The organism is Escherichia sp. E10V5 (assembly GCF_004212315.1).
Taxonomy (GTDB): Bacteria; Pseudomonadota; Gammaproteobacteria; order Enterobacterales; family Enterobacteriaceae; genus Escherichia.
In genome coordinates, this window is the sequence record NZ_RHJM01000023.1 from 126,224 (window position 1) to 140,668 (window position 14,445).

General features: G+C 55.0%; 21 protein-coding genes. 2 read left to right on the plus strand and 19 right to left on the minus strand.

The window, feature by feature from the left end; all coding sequences use genetic code 11:
- Positions 1-2 precede the first annotated feature (2 nt).
- The 14 genes from D9738_RS17065 to D9738_RS17135 form a co-directional block, all read right to left on the minus strand.
- On the minus strand, positions 3-533 hold the full coding sequence (locus D9738_RS17065; protein WP_130260705.1) for a phage tail protein I: 531 nt from the start codon (positions 531-533) through the stop codon (positions 3-5).
- The gene (locus D9738_RS17070; protein WP_130260706.1) at positions 526-1,422 is read right to left on the minus strand and encodes a baseplate J/gp47 family protein; all 897 of its coding nucleotides are present in this window, start codon (positions 1,420-1,422) and stop codon (positions 526-528) included. Before D9738_RS17070 ends, D9738_RS17065 begins: the two co-directional genes overlap by 8 nt.
- A 3-nt stretch (positions 1,423-1,425) precedes the next feature.
- Positions 1,426-1,776, minus strand: a complete 351-nt coding sequence (locus D9738_RS17075) for a GPW/gp25 family protein (protein ID WP_000213448.1) — start codon at positions 1,774-1,776, stop codon at positions 1,426-1,428.
- On the minus strand, positions 1,773-2,339 hold the full coding sequence (locus D9738_RS17080; protein WP_171021413.1) for a phage baseplate assembly protein V: 567 nt from the start codon (positions 2,337-2,339) through the stop codon (positions 1,773-1,775). Before D9738_RS17080 ends, D9738_RS17075 begins: the two co-directional genes overlap by 4 nt.
- Positions 2,340-2,350: 11 nt before the next feature.
- A complete protein-coding gene (locus D9738_RS17085; protein ID WP_130260708.1) occupies positions 2,351-2,986 on the minus strand; it encodes a phage virion morphogenesis protein in 636 nt (211 codons plus the stop codon).
- On the minus strand, positions 2,979-3,446 hold the full coding sequence (locus D9738_RS17090) for a phage tail protein (RefSeq protein WP_130260709.1): 468 nt from the start codon (positions 3,444-3,446) through the stop codon (positions 2,979-2,981). The genes D9738_RS17085 and D9738_RS17090 overlap by 8 nt, the downstream gene beginning before the upstream one ends.
- Before the next feature lie 137 nt (positions 3,447-3,583).
- Complete coding sequence (locus D9738_RS17100; RefSeq protein ID WP_130260710.1) at positions 3,584-3,991, minus strand: DUF2570 domain-containing protein; 408 nt, start codon at positions 3,989-3,991, stop codon at positions 3,584-3,586.
- Complete coding sequence (locus tag D9738_RS17105; protein WP_000072327.1) at positions 3,988-4,380, minus strand: M15 family metallopeptidase; 393 nt, start codon at positions 4,378-4,380, stop codon at positions 3,988-3,990. The genes D9738_RS17100 and D9738_RS17105 overlap by 4 nt, the downstream gene beginning before the upstream one ends.
- Positions 4,377-4,700: a phage holin family protein gene (locus D9738_RS17110; protein ID WP_000104350.1), complete on the minus strand. Its 324-nt coding sequence runs from the start codon at positions 4,698-4,700 to the stop codon at positions 4,377-4,379. The genes D9738_RS17105 and D9738_RS17110 overlap by 4 nt, the downstream gene beginning before the upstream one ends.
- 2 nt (positions 4,701-4,702) lie before the next feature.
- Positions 4,703-4,903 (minus strand): tail protein X, encoded by a 201-nt coding sequence (locus D9738_RS17115; RefSeq protein ID WP_086259087.1) that lies wholly within the window; start codon positions 4,901-4,903, stop codon positions 4,703-4,705.
- Positions 4,903-5,397 (minus strand): head completion/stabilization protein, encoded by a 495-nt coding sequence (locus tag D9738_RS17120; protein ID WP_032165835.1) that lies wholly within the window; start codon positions 5,395-5,397, stop codon positions 4,903-4,905. The genes D9738_RS17115 and D9738_RS17120 overlap by 1 nt, the downstream gene beginning before the upstream one ends.
- Before the next feature lie 101 nt (positions 5,398-5,498).
- Positions 5,499-6,296, minus strand: a complete 798-nt coding sequence (gene gpM, locus D9738_RS17125; protein ID WP_130260711.1) for a phage terminase small subunit — start codon at positions 6,294-6,296, stop codon at positions 5,499-5,501.
- 45 nt (positions 6,297-6,341) lie between these two features.
- Positions 6,342-7,394 (minus strand): phage major capsid protein, P2 family, encoded by a 1,053-nt coding sequence (locus D9738_RS17130; RefSeq protein ID WP_130260712.1) that lies wholly within the window; start codon positions 7,392-7,394, stop codon positions 6,342-6,344.
- A gap of 23 nt (positions 7,395-7,417) precedes the next feature.
- Positions 7,418-8,254 (minus strand): GPO family capsid scaffolding protein, encoded by an 837-nt coding sequence (locus tag D9738_RS17135; protein ID WP_130260713.1) that lies wholly within the window; start codon positions 8,252-8,254, stop codon positions 7,418-7,420.
- A gap of 154 nt (positions 8,255-8,408) precedes the next feature.
- On the opposite strand from D9738_RS17135, the gene D9738_RS17140 reads away from it, so the two are divergent.
- Together D9738_RS17140 and D9738_RS17145 are read left to right on the plus strand one after the other, a co-directional pair.
- Positions 8,409-10,160, plus strand: a complete 1,752-nt coding sequence (locus D9738_RS17140) for a terminase family protein (protein WP_000613755.1) — start codon at positions 8,409-8,411, stop codon at positions 10,158-10,160.
- Positions 10,160-11,206 carry a phage portal protein gene (locus tag D9738_RS17145; RefSeq protein WP_130260714.1) on the plus strand — a complete coding sequence of 349 codons (1,047 nt, stop codon included), beginning with the start codon at positions 10,160-10,162 and terminating at the stop codon, positions 11,204-11,206. The genes D9738_RS17140 and D9738_RS17145 overlap by 1 nt, the downstream gene beginning before the upstream one ends.
- Positions 11,207-11,272: 66 nt before the next feature.
- Here the strand turns inward: D9738_RS17145 and D9738_RS17150 are convergent, their stop codons facing one another.
- The 5 genes from D9738_RS17150 to parM all read right to left on the minus strand — a co-directional run.
- Positions 11,273-11,866, minus strand: coding sequence for a hypothetical protein (locus D9738_RS17150; RefSeq protein WP_130260719.1), 594 nt, complete (start codon positions 11,864-11,866; stop codon positions 11,273-11,275).
- 405 nt (positions 11,867-12,271) lie between these two features.
- Positions 12,272-12,811: an ead/Ea22-like family protein gene (locus D9738_RS17160; protein ID WP_059270189.1), complete on the minus strand. Its 540-nt coding sequence runs from the start codon at positions 12,809-12,811 to the stop codon at positions 12,272-12,274.
- Positions 12,808-13,332: a hypothetical protein gene (locus D9738_RS17165; protein WP_059270188.1), complete on the minus strand. Its 525-nt coding sequence runs from the start codon at positions 13,330-13,332 to the stop codon at positions 12,808-12,810. The genes D9738_RS17160 and D9738_RS17165 overlap by 4 nt, the downstream gene beginning before the upstream one ends.
- A 60-nt stretch (positions 13,333-13,392) precedes the next feature.
- The gene (locus tag D9738_RS17170; protein WP_130260715.1) at positions 13,393-13,704 is read right to left on the minus strand and encodes a plasmid partitioning/stability family protein; all 312 of its coding nucleotides are present in this window, start codon (positions 13,702-13,704) and stop codon (positions 13,393-13,395) included.
- A gap of 6 nt (positions 13,705-13,710) precedes the next feature.
- A partial coding sequence (gene parM, locus D9738_RS17175) for a plasmid segregation protein ParM domain-containing protein (RefSeq protein ID WP_130260716.1) occupies positions 13,711-14,445 on the minus strand: 735 nt, incomplete at its 5' end.

Sequence of the window (14,445 nt, forward strand, 5' to 3'; positions counted from 1 at the left end):
GCTTAATCGCCTGGATAAATGGTAATAACTTCACCGTCATAAGTTGCCGCCGCTGCGAAAATATCCCCCGGGATTTCCTGAATGATATTCAGCCCTGTCATGTGGCGGCTGACCGGGCGGGCATCAGCAATCAACCGCTCCATTTCCAGATACATTTCCTCCGTCACACCGCTGTCCAGCGTGCCGACTTCAACGGTAAATGTTCCCGGCTCTCCGCCGAACTCCCACCACTCAGACACGCGAATGAGGTATCCCAGCGGCTCAATGGCCCGGCGCAGTGCGCTGATGGTCCCTTTGTGTCGGTGTATCAGCCATGCATCACGAATAACCTGTCGCTTTGTCCCTTCCGGCCAGTTGCGATCCCAGCGGTCAACGGAAAATGCCCAGGCGAGATAAGGCAGCAGATGCACCGGGCAGGTGTCCGGTGACCACAGCGTGTTGAGGTCTACCGGAATGTCTGTAATGCGCGTTCCGACGGCTTCGGCACAACGCATGAAACTGCTGGCTGATGGCGGTAACAGTGAATTACTCATTGCGCCCACCTTCGCTGATGGTGAATGACTCACAGCGCGCCGCCTGTATGTCGCTGATGGCCAGATTCTGGGTGGGTTCGATTATCTCCACGCGTTGCACGCCGTGCACATGAAGTGCGGCAGCAATGGCGGACAACGCCACGTCCTGACCGATAAGCCCCTGTTCAGCCAGCCACTTCCTGAATGACGATTCCGCCGCGGCCAGAATAGGTTCGGATTCCGGGCCGGGGTAAAAGTACAGTTTTGCATTCAGCCGCCATGTCACGATTCTGGCGCTCTGTACGGTCAGGCGGTCGGCCACCGGGCGGGTGTCCTCCGCGTTCAGAGCAGTGCGAACGGTATTGAGCAATGCCTCCGTTGCTGTGCCGTCGCCTTCAGTGGACAGGATGGAGACCGTCACGTTGGCCGGAGACGGGCTGATAGCCCGCGCATCACGCACCAGACCGCTGGCACTGCGGGCAAAATACTCGTATGCACCTGACGGGCCAGCAACGCTCAGCCCGTCATACGCCCGCTGCGCCCGCAGTCTCAGCGAGGTGTCGCTTTCCATCACTGCGTCGGTGGTATCCGTTGCCGGAGTGATAACCAGGCGCTTTGTGTTCATATTACCCGCGAGGTTGTCCAGGTCTGTCCCGGCGCTGTGGCTTAACATGCAGGCGCGTGCGCCCTCGTTGACCCGCTGGCGTAACAGCATTTCACGAAATGCTGTTGTCTGGGCGATAACGTTCAGGGGTTCCGATTCCAGCTCCAGCGCTGCGGAGACGGCGGCGCGCTGTTCGGCCGGATAAGCCGCAATCATCATGGCCTTTGTGTCAGCCAGAATTGCCTCAAAGTCAGGCTCCGCGATGATGGCGGGTTCCGGTAACTGTGAAAGGTCAACGGCGGGCATGATTTACTCCCTCAGCGTGATGGTTAATTCAACATTCTGCATGGTCTGAATGACAGTACCCGATAGTGTCACCCCGGCGCGCCCCCCCGCCTTCCAGACAACATCAATGGCATTCAGGGCAATGCGTGGCTCCCATCGTGTCAGTGCAATCACAGCAGCGCTCATGCATTGCAGACGCGTGGTGTTATTCATGGGTTCGTCAATCAAATCAGGGACAAGACTGCCATATTCCCGTCGCATAACCCGGCTTGCCAGCGGAGTGGTCAGGATGTCCCTGACTGACTGTTTCAGGTGCTCCATATCGTTCAGGTTTCCCGTCCCGTCCGGGTTCATTCCTGTGTAGCGGGTTGTCACTGCGGGCCTCCTGTCGAATCGCTGCCACCTTTAACGCCACCGTGTTTATGCGTATGCACAGTGATGCCGTTTGAGGTGAAATTGCCGCCGCTGTGCGTGATATTGCCGCTCATCTTTCCCCCTTTTGTGACGTCAATCTCGGCTGTTTTCAGAAGGTTTGTGCACTCCACGACGGGCGTGTCCAGTTTCACGCTGACGGATGCCTGCAGGGTGGCCGTTTTCATGCCGCTGGCGCCCAGTGCGCCTGCGTCCGCGTCGTAGCGGAACAACGCGCCATCCGGCGCGCTGACCACGATTTCTTTCAGGCTTTTTCCGGGGGCCGGAATGTCATCGCTCCACAGGCTGCCAATTATCATGGCTGTTTCCGGGTTGCCGCCGATGCAGGCAATTGCCACCTGTTCGCCCACTGATGGCGGCAGCCACACATTGAAGGCTCCCGCGCGCGTGGTGTTCCAGCGCAACCAGCCTGTTTCCAGTCCGCCGCTGAGGACCCGCACGCACCAGGATTTCTCATCAACTTCAGAGATGATCCCGGTGCGGATGATATTGCTCAGCAGTCTCATAAGTTCTGCGTTCACTGTACTGCCTCCGCAATCCGGCCCAGCACCGTGTTATAAATCAGGCGCTCATCCGCCTGACTGATACCCAGCAGCTCACGTACCGGGTAATCGGTGAAAGTACCCGGCGCAACCTGATCGCGTTCACCGAACTGATGAACGCGTGCAATACGTGCGGCCACGCCGCTGTAACCCACTGTCACACCGGAGGCATCCGCGCGGGCTTTCAGGTAACGGGCGGTGCGCAGCTTTATGAACATGGGGACGTGCTTTGTGCTGTCCTGGTTGATACGCCGGGTGCGTATTTCCAGAAAACGGTCGATGTCATCCCGGTAAAACGTGCGGATATTGTTTTTATCCTCATCCCACCCGGTAATGGTTCGCCCGTATTTCCCTGTGTCGTGATGCCAGTTTTTCAGCGTGCGTGTTTCGTTATTCCAGATAAAGCGAATGCGCTCCTGTATCCGGGTTACGCGGCGTCTGCGTGGTGTCCATGCGGTCCCGTCCGGTGCTTTCTGTGACCGGATGCGCGCCTGCTGGGCGCGGCGTAAATCTTGTGCCAGCCTTCTGGCGATGTTATTGATGGCCTGCTGATTCAGGCTGTCGCGGATAGCCCCGAAGGTTTCATCCGCGCGGGTGAATGCCTTATCCATCGCTTTCGCCCCACGTCACATCCTGGAATACATGTGACCAGTCGCCTTCGGAAGATGGCAGGCGGGGTTTTGGCTCCGGCAGGTGTTCTGCCCGCGGTGTGCCCTGACTGCTGCGCGTGACGCGAACGCGCTCCCGCAGGGGCAGTGTAAACAGGATGTCGGCGCTGTCATCGTCATTAATAACGGCAGAAAATTTGATGTCCTGATTACGCTCAGGGTTGAGCAACAACTGTGGCTGATTCTCCGACAACCACGCCAGCAGCGGCAGCGTCAGGTCGTCAAGCTCCCCGGCGTAATCCATGACAAACATCACCATCTGATAGCGGTAAGCAAACGAGGGAGTTTCTCCGGTCGTTTCAATGTTGCCGCTCTCCACGAAAATGGTGAATTTCTCCGGGTTGGCGTGACACCATCGACATGAACGGGTCATGGCTTCACGCAGGGAATCAGTTTTCAGCATGGCTGTTGTCCTCGTTGTTCAGTCGTTGCAGTCTGCGCTGCTCCAGTAATTCAATGGCCCGTTTATCCGCGTTACAGGTTTCCAGTGCATCCAGAAGGCGGTCTCCCCATATACCGAGGTTTCCCCAGGTGGGAGTATCAGGGAAGGGGGGAGGCGTTACCGGTATGGTCAGCGTCTGCGGTATAAGCCGGGCCGACTGCGCTGGCAGTGGCGTGTTCTGCGTGCCTGCGCAACCTGTCAGTAAAACGAGCGTCAGGCAAAGCGTGGGCGCATGCGTCTTTTGCAATATCGTTGCGTAGTTGTTCACGTCTGGCCTCTCCATCCTGATTGCGTTGCTGATTTTCCGCGCGGAGTTGTGCCAGCACCTGCTGCAGATCCTGTACCCCGGCGCTGATGATATTCAGGGTGTCGACGGTACTTTTCAGGGTGCTGGCCTGCGCTTCGTTTCTGGCGTTCTCCCGGCCCAGCGACCACGACAGACGCATGGATGTTCCCCATGCGGCAATCAGAAGGAAAGCGACACCCAGCGTGGGCCAGAGCTTCATGCCGGATAGGCTCCGTGTGGTAACTGAAAATGCGGTCCGTCTTTCAGGGTCTTCCAGTCGCCGCCCCATTCCACCGGAATATTCAGTTCCCGGCTGGCCTGTCTGAATGCTGCTGCGATTTTTTCGTACAGCGGCCATTCCCATGACACCTGGCTGCCGATATAAGCTACAACATCCACGGCATGCCCCGTAAGGTGGCGGCTGTTCATGGTCTGGCTCTTACCCGTGGCCACAAGTTGCTTCTGGCGGTAACGGCTGCGCAATCCTTCGGTGATACCAAAATCCACTTCCGAGATTTCCAGTGCCCGTCGGGTCACTTTCACCAGATCAGGATTTACACCCTGCAAATTCTTTTCGCTCCGGCTGCTGAATTTAAATGTGTTGCTCATTCGTCCTTCTCCTTCACCCTGCGATTAAAGGCCGCAATAACCTTGTCGCGTGCTTTCTCTGCACCCATAAAACCGATTGATGCGCCGATAAACGTCACGGCATCTTCAGGAAACCCGAAGAAGCGCAACGACCCGGCCACGGCCATGGCAAGAACGCCGCACGCCAGCGATCCCGTTACGGTCTGAACCAGTGTTCGTCCGTCATAAAGACTCATCAGCGCGGAAATGCTGACCGCCGCGCCTACTGCATACACCGTTGGCAGGTGGTCAAAGAGCCACGCAATAACCTGCTCTGTGATCCCTGTTTGAATGGTGCTCACCGCTACTCCCCCCACAACTGAATCATTTCTCGTTTCTTCTTCTCCGGCTCCGGCATCTCCACTTCCTGCCCGGCGTTCAGAAATACCTGCTGACAGAGTCCTGGGTTGGCATCCAGCACCTTTTCGGTGACGCCCTGCGTCGTGCCGTAGTACCGGAAACAGAGCGAATCCACGGTGTCGCCTGCCAGTGCTTTCACTTTCATCAGCACAGCTCCGCAAACATTCGTGGCCTTCCCAGAATGTCAGAGATGGCCCAGCTCACATCGCGCCACAGGTCCGCAGCCTGTGCGTCCAGTGCATCTGCCCGGCGCTCGCCCTTATCCGTTGTGTCCGCATCGCGGTAACGCTCCAGAATCAGGGCACGGGTGGCGGTATAAACCGCATTGCGCCAGTGCCAGAGATTGACGCTTTCTCCGTTAATTAATGGCGCCGGGACATCGGCCAGTGTTTCATGTCCGGCTGCCTGCTGTTCCTGCTGCCACGCTTCCAGCTCACGGGTAACGTGGGCCACCGCCCCGGTGGCGGTATGCAGCAGGCGGGAGGTGGTCACGCGGCCCGGCAGTCGTACCGCCAGACGCAGCTCACGCAGCACAATATCCGGCCAGAATGCCCCCGCAGAAATACGGGTATCGCCATCATCGGTATCAGTGATGTCATCCTCTGCGGGGCGGGTTTCGGTTCTGGCAACCATACTCATGGGGTTCACTCCTGAAAAAATCGGGCGGTGGGTGCGTGGTGTAAACGGCCACGGAGTCAAACCGGAACACCGCGCACGCCGCCCGCTGACGGGGTCAGTCGTTAACCGCGCTTCGCCTTCTGCGTCGCGGTGGTTTTTCGTGTTGCAGGCTTCCGCGTTGTCTTTTTACTTTTGCTGCTTTTGTCCTGCGCCTGCTGTGCGCTGGCAACTGGTGCGGCTGCGGAATCGGCTTTTTTCAGGGCGCGGGAAAGGGTTGCAATCTCGCGTTTCACACCTGCGTTCGGGTTCAGGTGCATCGCTTCGCGCAGCAGCTTCAGTGATAAGGCCATGTTGTCTGCATCGGTCAGACCACGACGGGCAAAGGCGCACGCCTTGCATAATTTGGCGCGCACTTCGTCCGGCATGTCCTGGTCGGTGACAATCTCCCGGAGGGTGTCCAGTGGTTCGATAAAGGCGGACAAATCCGCGTCGGCATCCGTCCCGGCCTGCGTCAGTACCGGATTGCAGATTTCTTCGGTCAGAACCGTGGCAGCAGTACGGCCAAAGTTATCCGGCATGATGAGGTTGTGACGGACCACATACGCACCAATACGCAGCGCCAGCGGAAGATCGCCGCAGTCAATCGCCCACACCATCAGCGTGGCAATCACTTCATCCTGCTGCCCGCCGTCAGCCTCCAGCGTTCCCTCAATCCAGCCGGAAAAATCCGGCAACAACTCTTTTTTGATGGCGGCTTTCGCGCTTCTGGCCTGTACGCCCTTAAGCCGGGCCTGTGCCAGACGCAGACGATACAGCACCTCTTCATGCGCGGTACGCGCAGCGTGGTCCACGCCTTCATTCGCCCGGCCCGCGCGCTGTGCCATCACGTTCTGCCAGTGTTGCTGTGCAGGAGTAATCATTTTTTCTCTCCGTTACAGGCGGGCATGATGCCCGCCGTGAGTTGATTATCTGTCGGCGAACTTCAGGCCAGTGACCATCGCGCACTTGCCATAGTCTTCAACGACATAAGCGTCATTGATGGACTGGTAGGTGGCGATGCGGTTGTATTCCGGTTCGTCTTTCATCAGACGACGCATTGAACCTTTCTGCCAGTAAATCGACAGGTTGTTGAACGAGGTGATCAGCATCGTTGAATCCGGGAAGAACGGCGCAAGGAACACGCCCAGCCCGCCAATGGTGCGCGATGACAGAATGAGCTGCCCGGCGAGTAATTCCGCATTGGGATTCTGGCCGCTGATGCTGTTCAGCACGGGCAGACGCAGCGAGTTAAACAGGTTGCGCCCCATAATCACCACGAGGTCGTCAGCTTCCTTGTGCCATTCATCCAGCAGGGATGAGCGCGCGTCCTGTACCAGTGCATCAGCGTTCGCATACTTACCCGCGTGCGCCACGGTGTTGTCCATGTTACGGGAGGTCAGCGTCACGTCATTCATAACGCGTTCGCTGGCGTCGGTTCTGATGTGCTCCAGCCACCCCACGTTAACGTCCTGAAGCAACTTGTTGGTGCTGAAGTTGGACTCATCCGCGTGAGACGTGCCGTTGAAACCGATCATGATGCGGTCAAGCGCCACCTGTCGGGCAATCTGTGCGCTGATGCGGGACTGAAAATCGCTGTGTGCCGACCAGGCATCAAGCTGCGGATACGAAATAAACGTGTCGTAGTTCACCTGTTCGCACTGGTATTTGCGGTTTTTCAGATCAACCACGTTATTCGGGTTACGGCGTTTTGTTCCGTCATAACTGGTATTCGTGCGCGCAATCGGTCCTGTGGTATCCAGGAGGATTTTTTCGCCCTTCTGGTCGGTCACGCCGATCACGTTAATTCTTTTTGTAAATTCGGTGCTTTCCTTTGAGGCGTTTTCAAAACGCTGCTGTACCGAGGGTTCCACGGTAAATCGCGATACCAGTGCGGAAACCGGGATATTGTTAAGCGACGCCTGCTGCGCCATATAGCAACCCAGCTTGTTGCGGGTAATATCTGACATCACCAGATTCATAAAAAATTTGCTCCTTTGTCTTATCAGAAGTCAGCCAGCTGGTCGGAGGCTGCGCCTGTTGCGGTGAACCGGTTCTGCGGATCGCCGTCCTGCGTGCGCAGTTTTTCCTTCAGTTCTGCCAGCTCTGTGGTCAGTAAAGTGATTTTCTGGCTGTCCTGCTGATGGCGGGTTTCCAGCACATTAAAACGGTCGATAATGTCGGCCTGTGACGTTGCGACACCTTCCACCGCTTCCTGAATACGGGAGAAACTGGCGTCATCCGCTTTGCGGCCACGGCCAATAATCCCCATAACGCGGTTAAACCACTGGGTGCCTTCCTCCTGACGTTGTTCGGTGAGTTCGATAAGTTCTGACTCCATAGCGGCGGTAAACATCGCCACGTCTCCCTGCTGACAGTTGAATGTCATCAGTTGCATACGTTGTTGTGCCGCAAAGGCCAGACGTTCCGTGCCCAGGCTGGCGGGGGTGTCGGTCATTGCCAGCCCGCGCAGGTAAGGGCCTCCCGTGATGGTTGACTGTGGTTCCAGCTCAATACTGGAGTAAATTTTTTTACCATCGTTAAGCAGGGACATCATGCGAGCGGTCGGCTCAATTTCGGCATACAGTGCCGTGCGACCTGCCAGCGGGCCATCGGTTATGTCTTCGGTGCTCAACCCCACAACATCGCCCATAGCGGAAAACTCGCTACCGGGGAGTGGTGACAGGATGTGCTCAATATTCACACGTGCACCATAAACGGACGGGTTATAACTGGTGGCGGCAGCTTTCAGCATGTCGCCGTTGATTTCGCGCCCGTCTGCCGTTACACCGGAGACAGCCACGCGAAACTTTTTGCGGGTTGTTGATTTTTCATTAGCCATAGTTTTTGCCCCTCTGACTGGTCCTTCAGTCATGATGGCAAAGCGTAACAGGCTGATACAAAGGGCTTTTGTTGTAAGAAAACAGTCAGAACAGGGGGTTAAGGAGAACGGTTTCGCGCGCGGGTAATCTTCCTGTAATTACTCAGGGGGAGCAATGATTCAGGACGCTTTTGTGCGCCAGCGTGCGCGACAACTTTACTGGCAGGGTTATCCGCCCGCAGAAATATCACGTCTGATGGGAATAAACCCGAACACGATTTATGCGTGGAAAAAACGCGACCAGTGGGATGAAACGCCACCCGTGCAGCGTGTCACGCAGTCCATCGATGCGCGCCTCATCCAGCTCACTGAAAAACAGAATAAAACAGGTGGTGACTTCAAGGAAATAGACCTGCTGACCCGGCAGCTTAAAAAACTGCATGATGGCCAGCCGGATGCGACGGCCACAGGAAAGAAAGGCCGGGCGAAAAAACTCAAAAATCATTTCACGCCGGAACAGATTGCCGCACTGCGGGAAAAAATCATCAGCAGGCTGGAGTGGCATCAGCGGGGCTGGTTTGACTCCCTGACCCTTTGCAGGGAAGCCGGGATACGTAACAGGATGATCCTGAAATCCCGACAGATTGGGGCGACCTGGTATTTTGCACAGGAAGCTCTGCTGATGGCGCTGCGTGACGATGTGGCGCAACCTTACCAGCGTAACCAGATTTTTTTGTCTGCGTCGCGTCGTCAGGCGTTCCAGTTTAAAAGCATTATTCAGAAGGCCGCGGCTGAAGTTGATGTGGAGCTGAAAGGGGGCGATAAAATCATCCTCTCCAACGGCGCAGAGCTGCATTTTCTCGGCACTTCTGCTGCGTCGGCACAGTCCTATACGGGCAATTTTTATTTTGATGAATTTTTCTGGGTCAGTCGCTTTGCTGAACTGCGCAAGGTAGCTGGCGCTATGGCAACCCTCAGCGGACTGCGGCGCACCTACTTCTCCACGCCATCCACCGAAACGCACGAGGCATACGCCTACTGGAACGGCGACCGCTGGAACGAGAAAAAGGCCTCGCATAAACGCCAGCGTTTTTCTGTGGACTGGAAAACGCTGCATAACGGGCTTATCTGCCCTGACCGGACGTGGCGGCAAATTGTCACGCTGGAAGATGTGGTTAATCACGGCTGGAAACACACCGATATTGACGAAATCCGTGATGAAAACACCGAAGACGAGTTCCTCAATCTCTATATGTGTGAGTTTGTTCGCGAAGGGGAATCGGCATTTAACCTGAATATCCTGATTGGCTGCGGTGTTGACGGATACGACGACTGGAAAGACTGGAAACCTTTTGCTCCCCGCCCGATGGGGAATCGTCCGGTATGGATTGGGTATGACGCAAACGGCAGCAGTGGCAACGGCGACAGCGGCGCTGTGTCCGTGGTGGTTCCTCCGGCTGTTCCTGGTGGCCGTTTTCGAACGGTGGAGACGCGACGCGTTCAGGGGCTGGAGTTTGAAGAACAGGCCAGAGTCATTGAAGAGTTCACGTGTCGCTACAACGTGGAACACATCGGCATTGATGTGACGGGCGGGAACGGGGAGGCTGTTTATCAGATAGTGAAGCGGTTTTTCCCTGCTGCTATTCCGTACACCTTCACGCTGTCATCCAAACGGTCGCTGGTACTGAAAATGCTGCAAATAATGCGTGCCGGACGGTGGGAATATGATCGTGCCGAACGCGAGCTGGTCGCGGCCTTTAACGCCGTGCGTAAGGTGAAAACACCGGGCGGCTTTATCACTTACGAAACGGACCGCGCGAGGGGGATCAGCCACGGCGACCTTGCGTGGGCAACCATGCTTGCTGTCATTAACGAACCGATTGGCGGCGAAGGAGAAAACGAGCGTTTCACGGTTATGGAGTTCTGATGAGCAGAAAAAATAAAAAAGTGCGCATGAGTTCACGCATTGATCTCTCTGATGCGCTCAGGAAAGAATCGTCGCTCAGCGCGTTCACATTTGACGGCCCTTACCGCCTGACCGGGCATGACCTGCTGGATAATATGTACTGTGCTGATAACGGGCGGTGGTATGAAACCCCGGTGGACTGGTACGGTCTGGCAAGAGCTGCCCGGCAAACGTCCTGGCATCAGTCTGCGCTTTACTTTAAGCGCAATGTATTGCTCGGTTGCTATATTCCGCACCCGCTGCTTTCCCGGCAGGATTTCTCGGCGCTGGCGCTGGACTGGTTTGTGTTCGGTAACGCATTCCTTGAGCTTCGAAGCAATATGCTCGGCGAACCGCTTAAATTACGGCACGCCCTGGCGAAATACATGCGACGCGGAAGCGATCTTGAATCATGGTGGTATGTGCAGGATGGTAAGGACGCGTTTCAGTTTCGCCCTGGCAAAGTGTGCCACCTGATGAATCCTGACATTAACCAGGAAATCTACGGCATGCCGGAATATCTCGGCGCATTACTCTCGGCCAGCCTGTCTCATTCGGCGGACATGTTCAGAAAACTGTATTACGACAACGGATCCCACGCCGGGTGCATCATCTACATCGGTGCAGCGCAGGTAAACCGCGAAAGCATGGACTCCCTGAAAGAAACGCTACAGGGTGCACGTGGTGGTGGTGCGTTTAAAAACGTGCTCATTCATGCGCCCAACGGGGGCAAAGAGGGGGTGCAAATTTTGCCGTTCCAGCAGATCACCGCAAAGGATGAGTTCATGAATGTTAAGGCGGCATCCCGTGATGATGTGCTGGCTGCGCACCGCGTTCCGCCGCAATTGATGGGGGCGATGCCGGGTGAAAAAAGTGCGTTTGGTGATGTGGAGAAGGCCGCGCGGGTTTACGCAATTAACGAGCTGATGCCTGTCATGGAGGCCATGAAGCACATCAATGACTGGCTTGGCGAAGAGGTGATCCGCTTTAATCCTTACGCACTGCTGGACACCCAGCCCACATCCTGACGCGCTTCGCTTGTCTGCTGCTTCGCCGGGGCATAAAAAATTTATGCCCCGACTCTTCAGCTCTGCTTAACGAAGTGCTGATGGCGCTCGCTTTTTCAGGTGATTAGCGATGTGCTTTTTCATGTGCATAACAACATCGCCCCAGGCTTCTTCGCTGGGTTTATTGATAAATACGCGAACAGAAATATCGTCTTCCACCCGGACTCTCAGAGACACCCGTTCCGCATCTACTGAATATAATTCAAGTGCAATAACCACGCTTACCGGGTAGCTGCTGTCAGATGACTTAACCCAGGTTCGCACGGCCATGCGGAAAATATTGTCTGGTGCAGATGCGATATTGTGGACTGAAAGAGGCCTAAAATCCGCCGCTGTCTTACATGGCAAGCCTGTCTCCACGTAGCGGTGCAGGTCGCCATCATCGTCTTTCCAGTACATGGATGGAAGCCCCAGCCATTCTTCATAGAAATCAATCAGCCTTGCTGCTTCATCCCGCAAAATTTGAGCTGCCTCAGCGCGTTTTTCTTCAGCTTCACGATTGATCTGGCATAAATCATTAAAGTGGCTCATGACATTATCCTCTTTTGAGTTGATGCCTGCCGCTATTCTGACTTTGCCCGGGTTCTCCTGCAAGCTGGTTATTCCTTCAGATAATTTCACAACATCTCCAACCTTGTAGCCATCATCGCCGGGCGGGTGCTTACGCAACCCCGCAACTCTGACGACATATTCTCGCTGCCTCAGTGCGATTTTGACGGCCTTACCTTTCACCCCATCAAATCAGAATCCCTCACGTATTTTTCACGCTCAGCGTGAGAAATATGGCCATTCTGTTGTGTCGCTGCGACATCGTTCAGGGAATGCTATTTACCCCCTGAAACGCGGGCTGTTCCCCCGTCACCTGCGCGCAGAAAAAACGCGTTTTTTTGTGCACGCACGGATCCTTGACGGATCCAGCTGCCACGCGGGCCGGAAGGGCAAAAAGTCGTTCAAAAAAATTGTGCAAATTTGTGCACTATTGTGCAGCAGGGCGATGCGCGATTATCGCCCTGGTTTGAGAGGAAATTAGGTGTTCTTTTTACCTTCTGTCAGTGGGCATAACCATCCACTATTTACATCACTTAGCTGATGCGTTCTTTCCTCGTGCTTCTCCTGCCACAATGCTTTTCCGCCAGCCTTTATGATGGCTCTTTCAACATCCCGCTCGTATCGCAAGGGCTGAAATACGTTATTAATGAAATATTCGCTTATGTCCGAAAGCAATACTGCAAAATTATTGGTTTGTTGCGCCGTTCGGCTATGCAGCAAAGCGGCATACTTTAATGCGTCCTGTGCTTTCTGGAATTTAAGTGCATGGTCAGTTGCGATTTTTTCCAGTTCAGCGATGCGCTTTTTTGCTGTTTCCAGTTCATCCAGCAGTGCCAGCATGTCTTCCGGTCCAGCCAGAAGTCTGAAGGTGTTGATCGCGTCAATATCCACACCGCAATCTTTAAGTTCCTGTTCGCTTAACAAATCATCATCAACTGGCAATATTAACAGGCGTTCCATTGCCGGAATTGCCCGTTCTGCTGCCATTTGTAGTGCCTGATAGTCAATCTTGCTCACTGGTTGTCTCCTTTGTGTTGCGCCAGCTCTTCCTGCGCCTGCATCATGCGATTGACCTGAACGCGTGTGCGTCGAACGGCAAAATTAAATTGAAACATGAGCCGGAACATTTCTGAGGCTTCCGTGTGAGCATCGCGGAGAGGTGACAGGCGGTACAGTTCTGCCTCCGTAGCTTGTTGAATCAATGACAGATCAAATTGAAGTGCGGGTCTGGTACATTTTGCACGTCTGGCAGCAAGCTCCGGCATCAGTTTCTTAACGAAGGTGTTTTGCACCGCTTTGTTGAGTTGTGTCTGCATCCAAATCGCAAATTTCAGCGAACGCATAAGTTTGATAGCCTCGGGCAGCGGCAGATAGATCATGCTGGTAGATTTGGGTGGTTGGTGAATCATCTTCACGGATACGCGATTTCGCAGCGTTCGGAAAATCGTGTTCCCAACAACAGCTTCTACGGATACAGGACAGGGAGCCAGACCAGCCCGCAGTGCTTCTTTCATTAGCATGTATTCGTATTTTTTCATCGTGTTTTCCTCGTGCGGGGCGACAGTGCACCCCGATAAAATTAAAAGCCGTCAAATTCGTCATTCAGGAAATAATGCCCGGATATTCCCTGCTATCTGACTGGTTATCTGTGCGGTTGATACTGGCTGTGACGCGGGGGATTCTGTCCTGGTTTGTGTCACTGATAACGCTTCATCATCAGCCCATGCAGCCAGTCGGTAAGCCTCTGCCGGATTCATCTTCAGAAGTGCCAGCCCGGCCAGAAAAGCCACGCGCTGGCCGCTTTTGCGGGCTTCTGGTGTAAGGCTGTCCAGCCAGGCGCATGCTTCGCCTTCGTTCTTGACGGCGGCTGGCTTCAGATAGAAACTTATTCTTCTGGTTAATGTCGCCATGGAGGGTTACTCCTTATCCATAGCGTACAGACCGTTAACCAGAGCAAACTGTGGCACCCCGTCTGTGATGAAATTCGCATTGACTCCATAGACTTCACGGACTGCGGGTGCCACAATCTCCGCTCCTCCACCGACAACCAGCACCCGCCCGTAACCCGAAAAGCCCGCGAGTGCGCGGATCACGCGTTGTTTCAGTGTCTCCTCCTTTTCACGAATAACCGCCATCAGGCTGTTGTAATGCGCGTCATTGTGAATGTGCTGGCGTAGCCAGGCTTCATCGTGACGGTGCTCAATAATGGTATTGGCGATGTGGTGACTGGTACGCATACCGTTAGTGGCCATCACCGACAGCACGGCATCAGCCATCAGGGAAACGCCTACGTGTGGATCGCAAAACACCTGGCTGATGCCTGCCAGTTGCCCCTGAACCTTTGCCACATCCAGCGTGGTTCCGCCCAAATCCACAATCAGCAGGGATTCAAACGGACTCATGTCAGCCAGTGCCTTAAAGCCAGCCGGAATGGATTCAGGCATAACCCGCACGTTACGGATAGTGAATGCCTCACCGTTCTGGCACTCCACCGGGCGCATGACGTTCGCTTTTTTGCGGTTGATGTTGGCCATGTCCGGCTGTGCGTTTGTGTCGAAATATTCGCTCAGTGGCAGGGTGACAACCACATCCACTTCCTGTGGTGTGATGCCTGATTTGACCAGTGCGTGGTGAATGGCAATGACATTCAC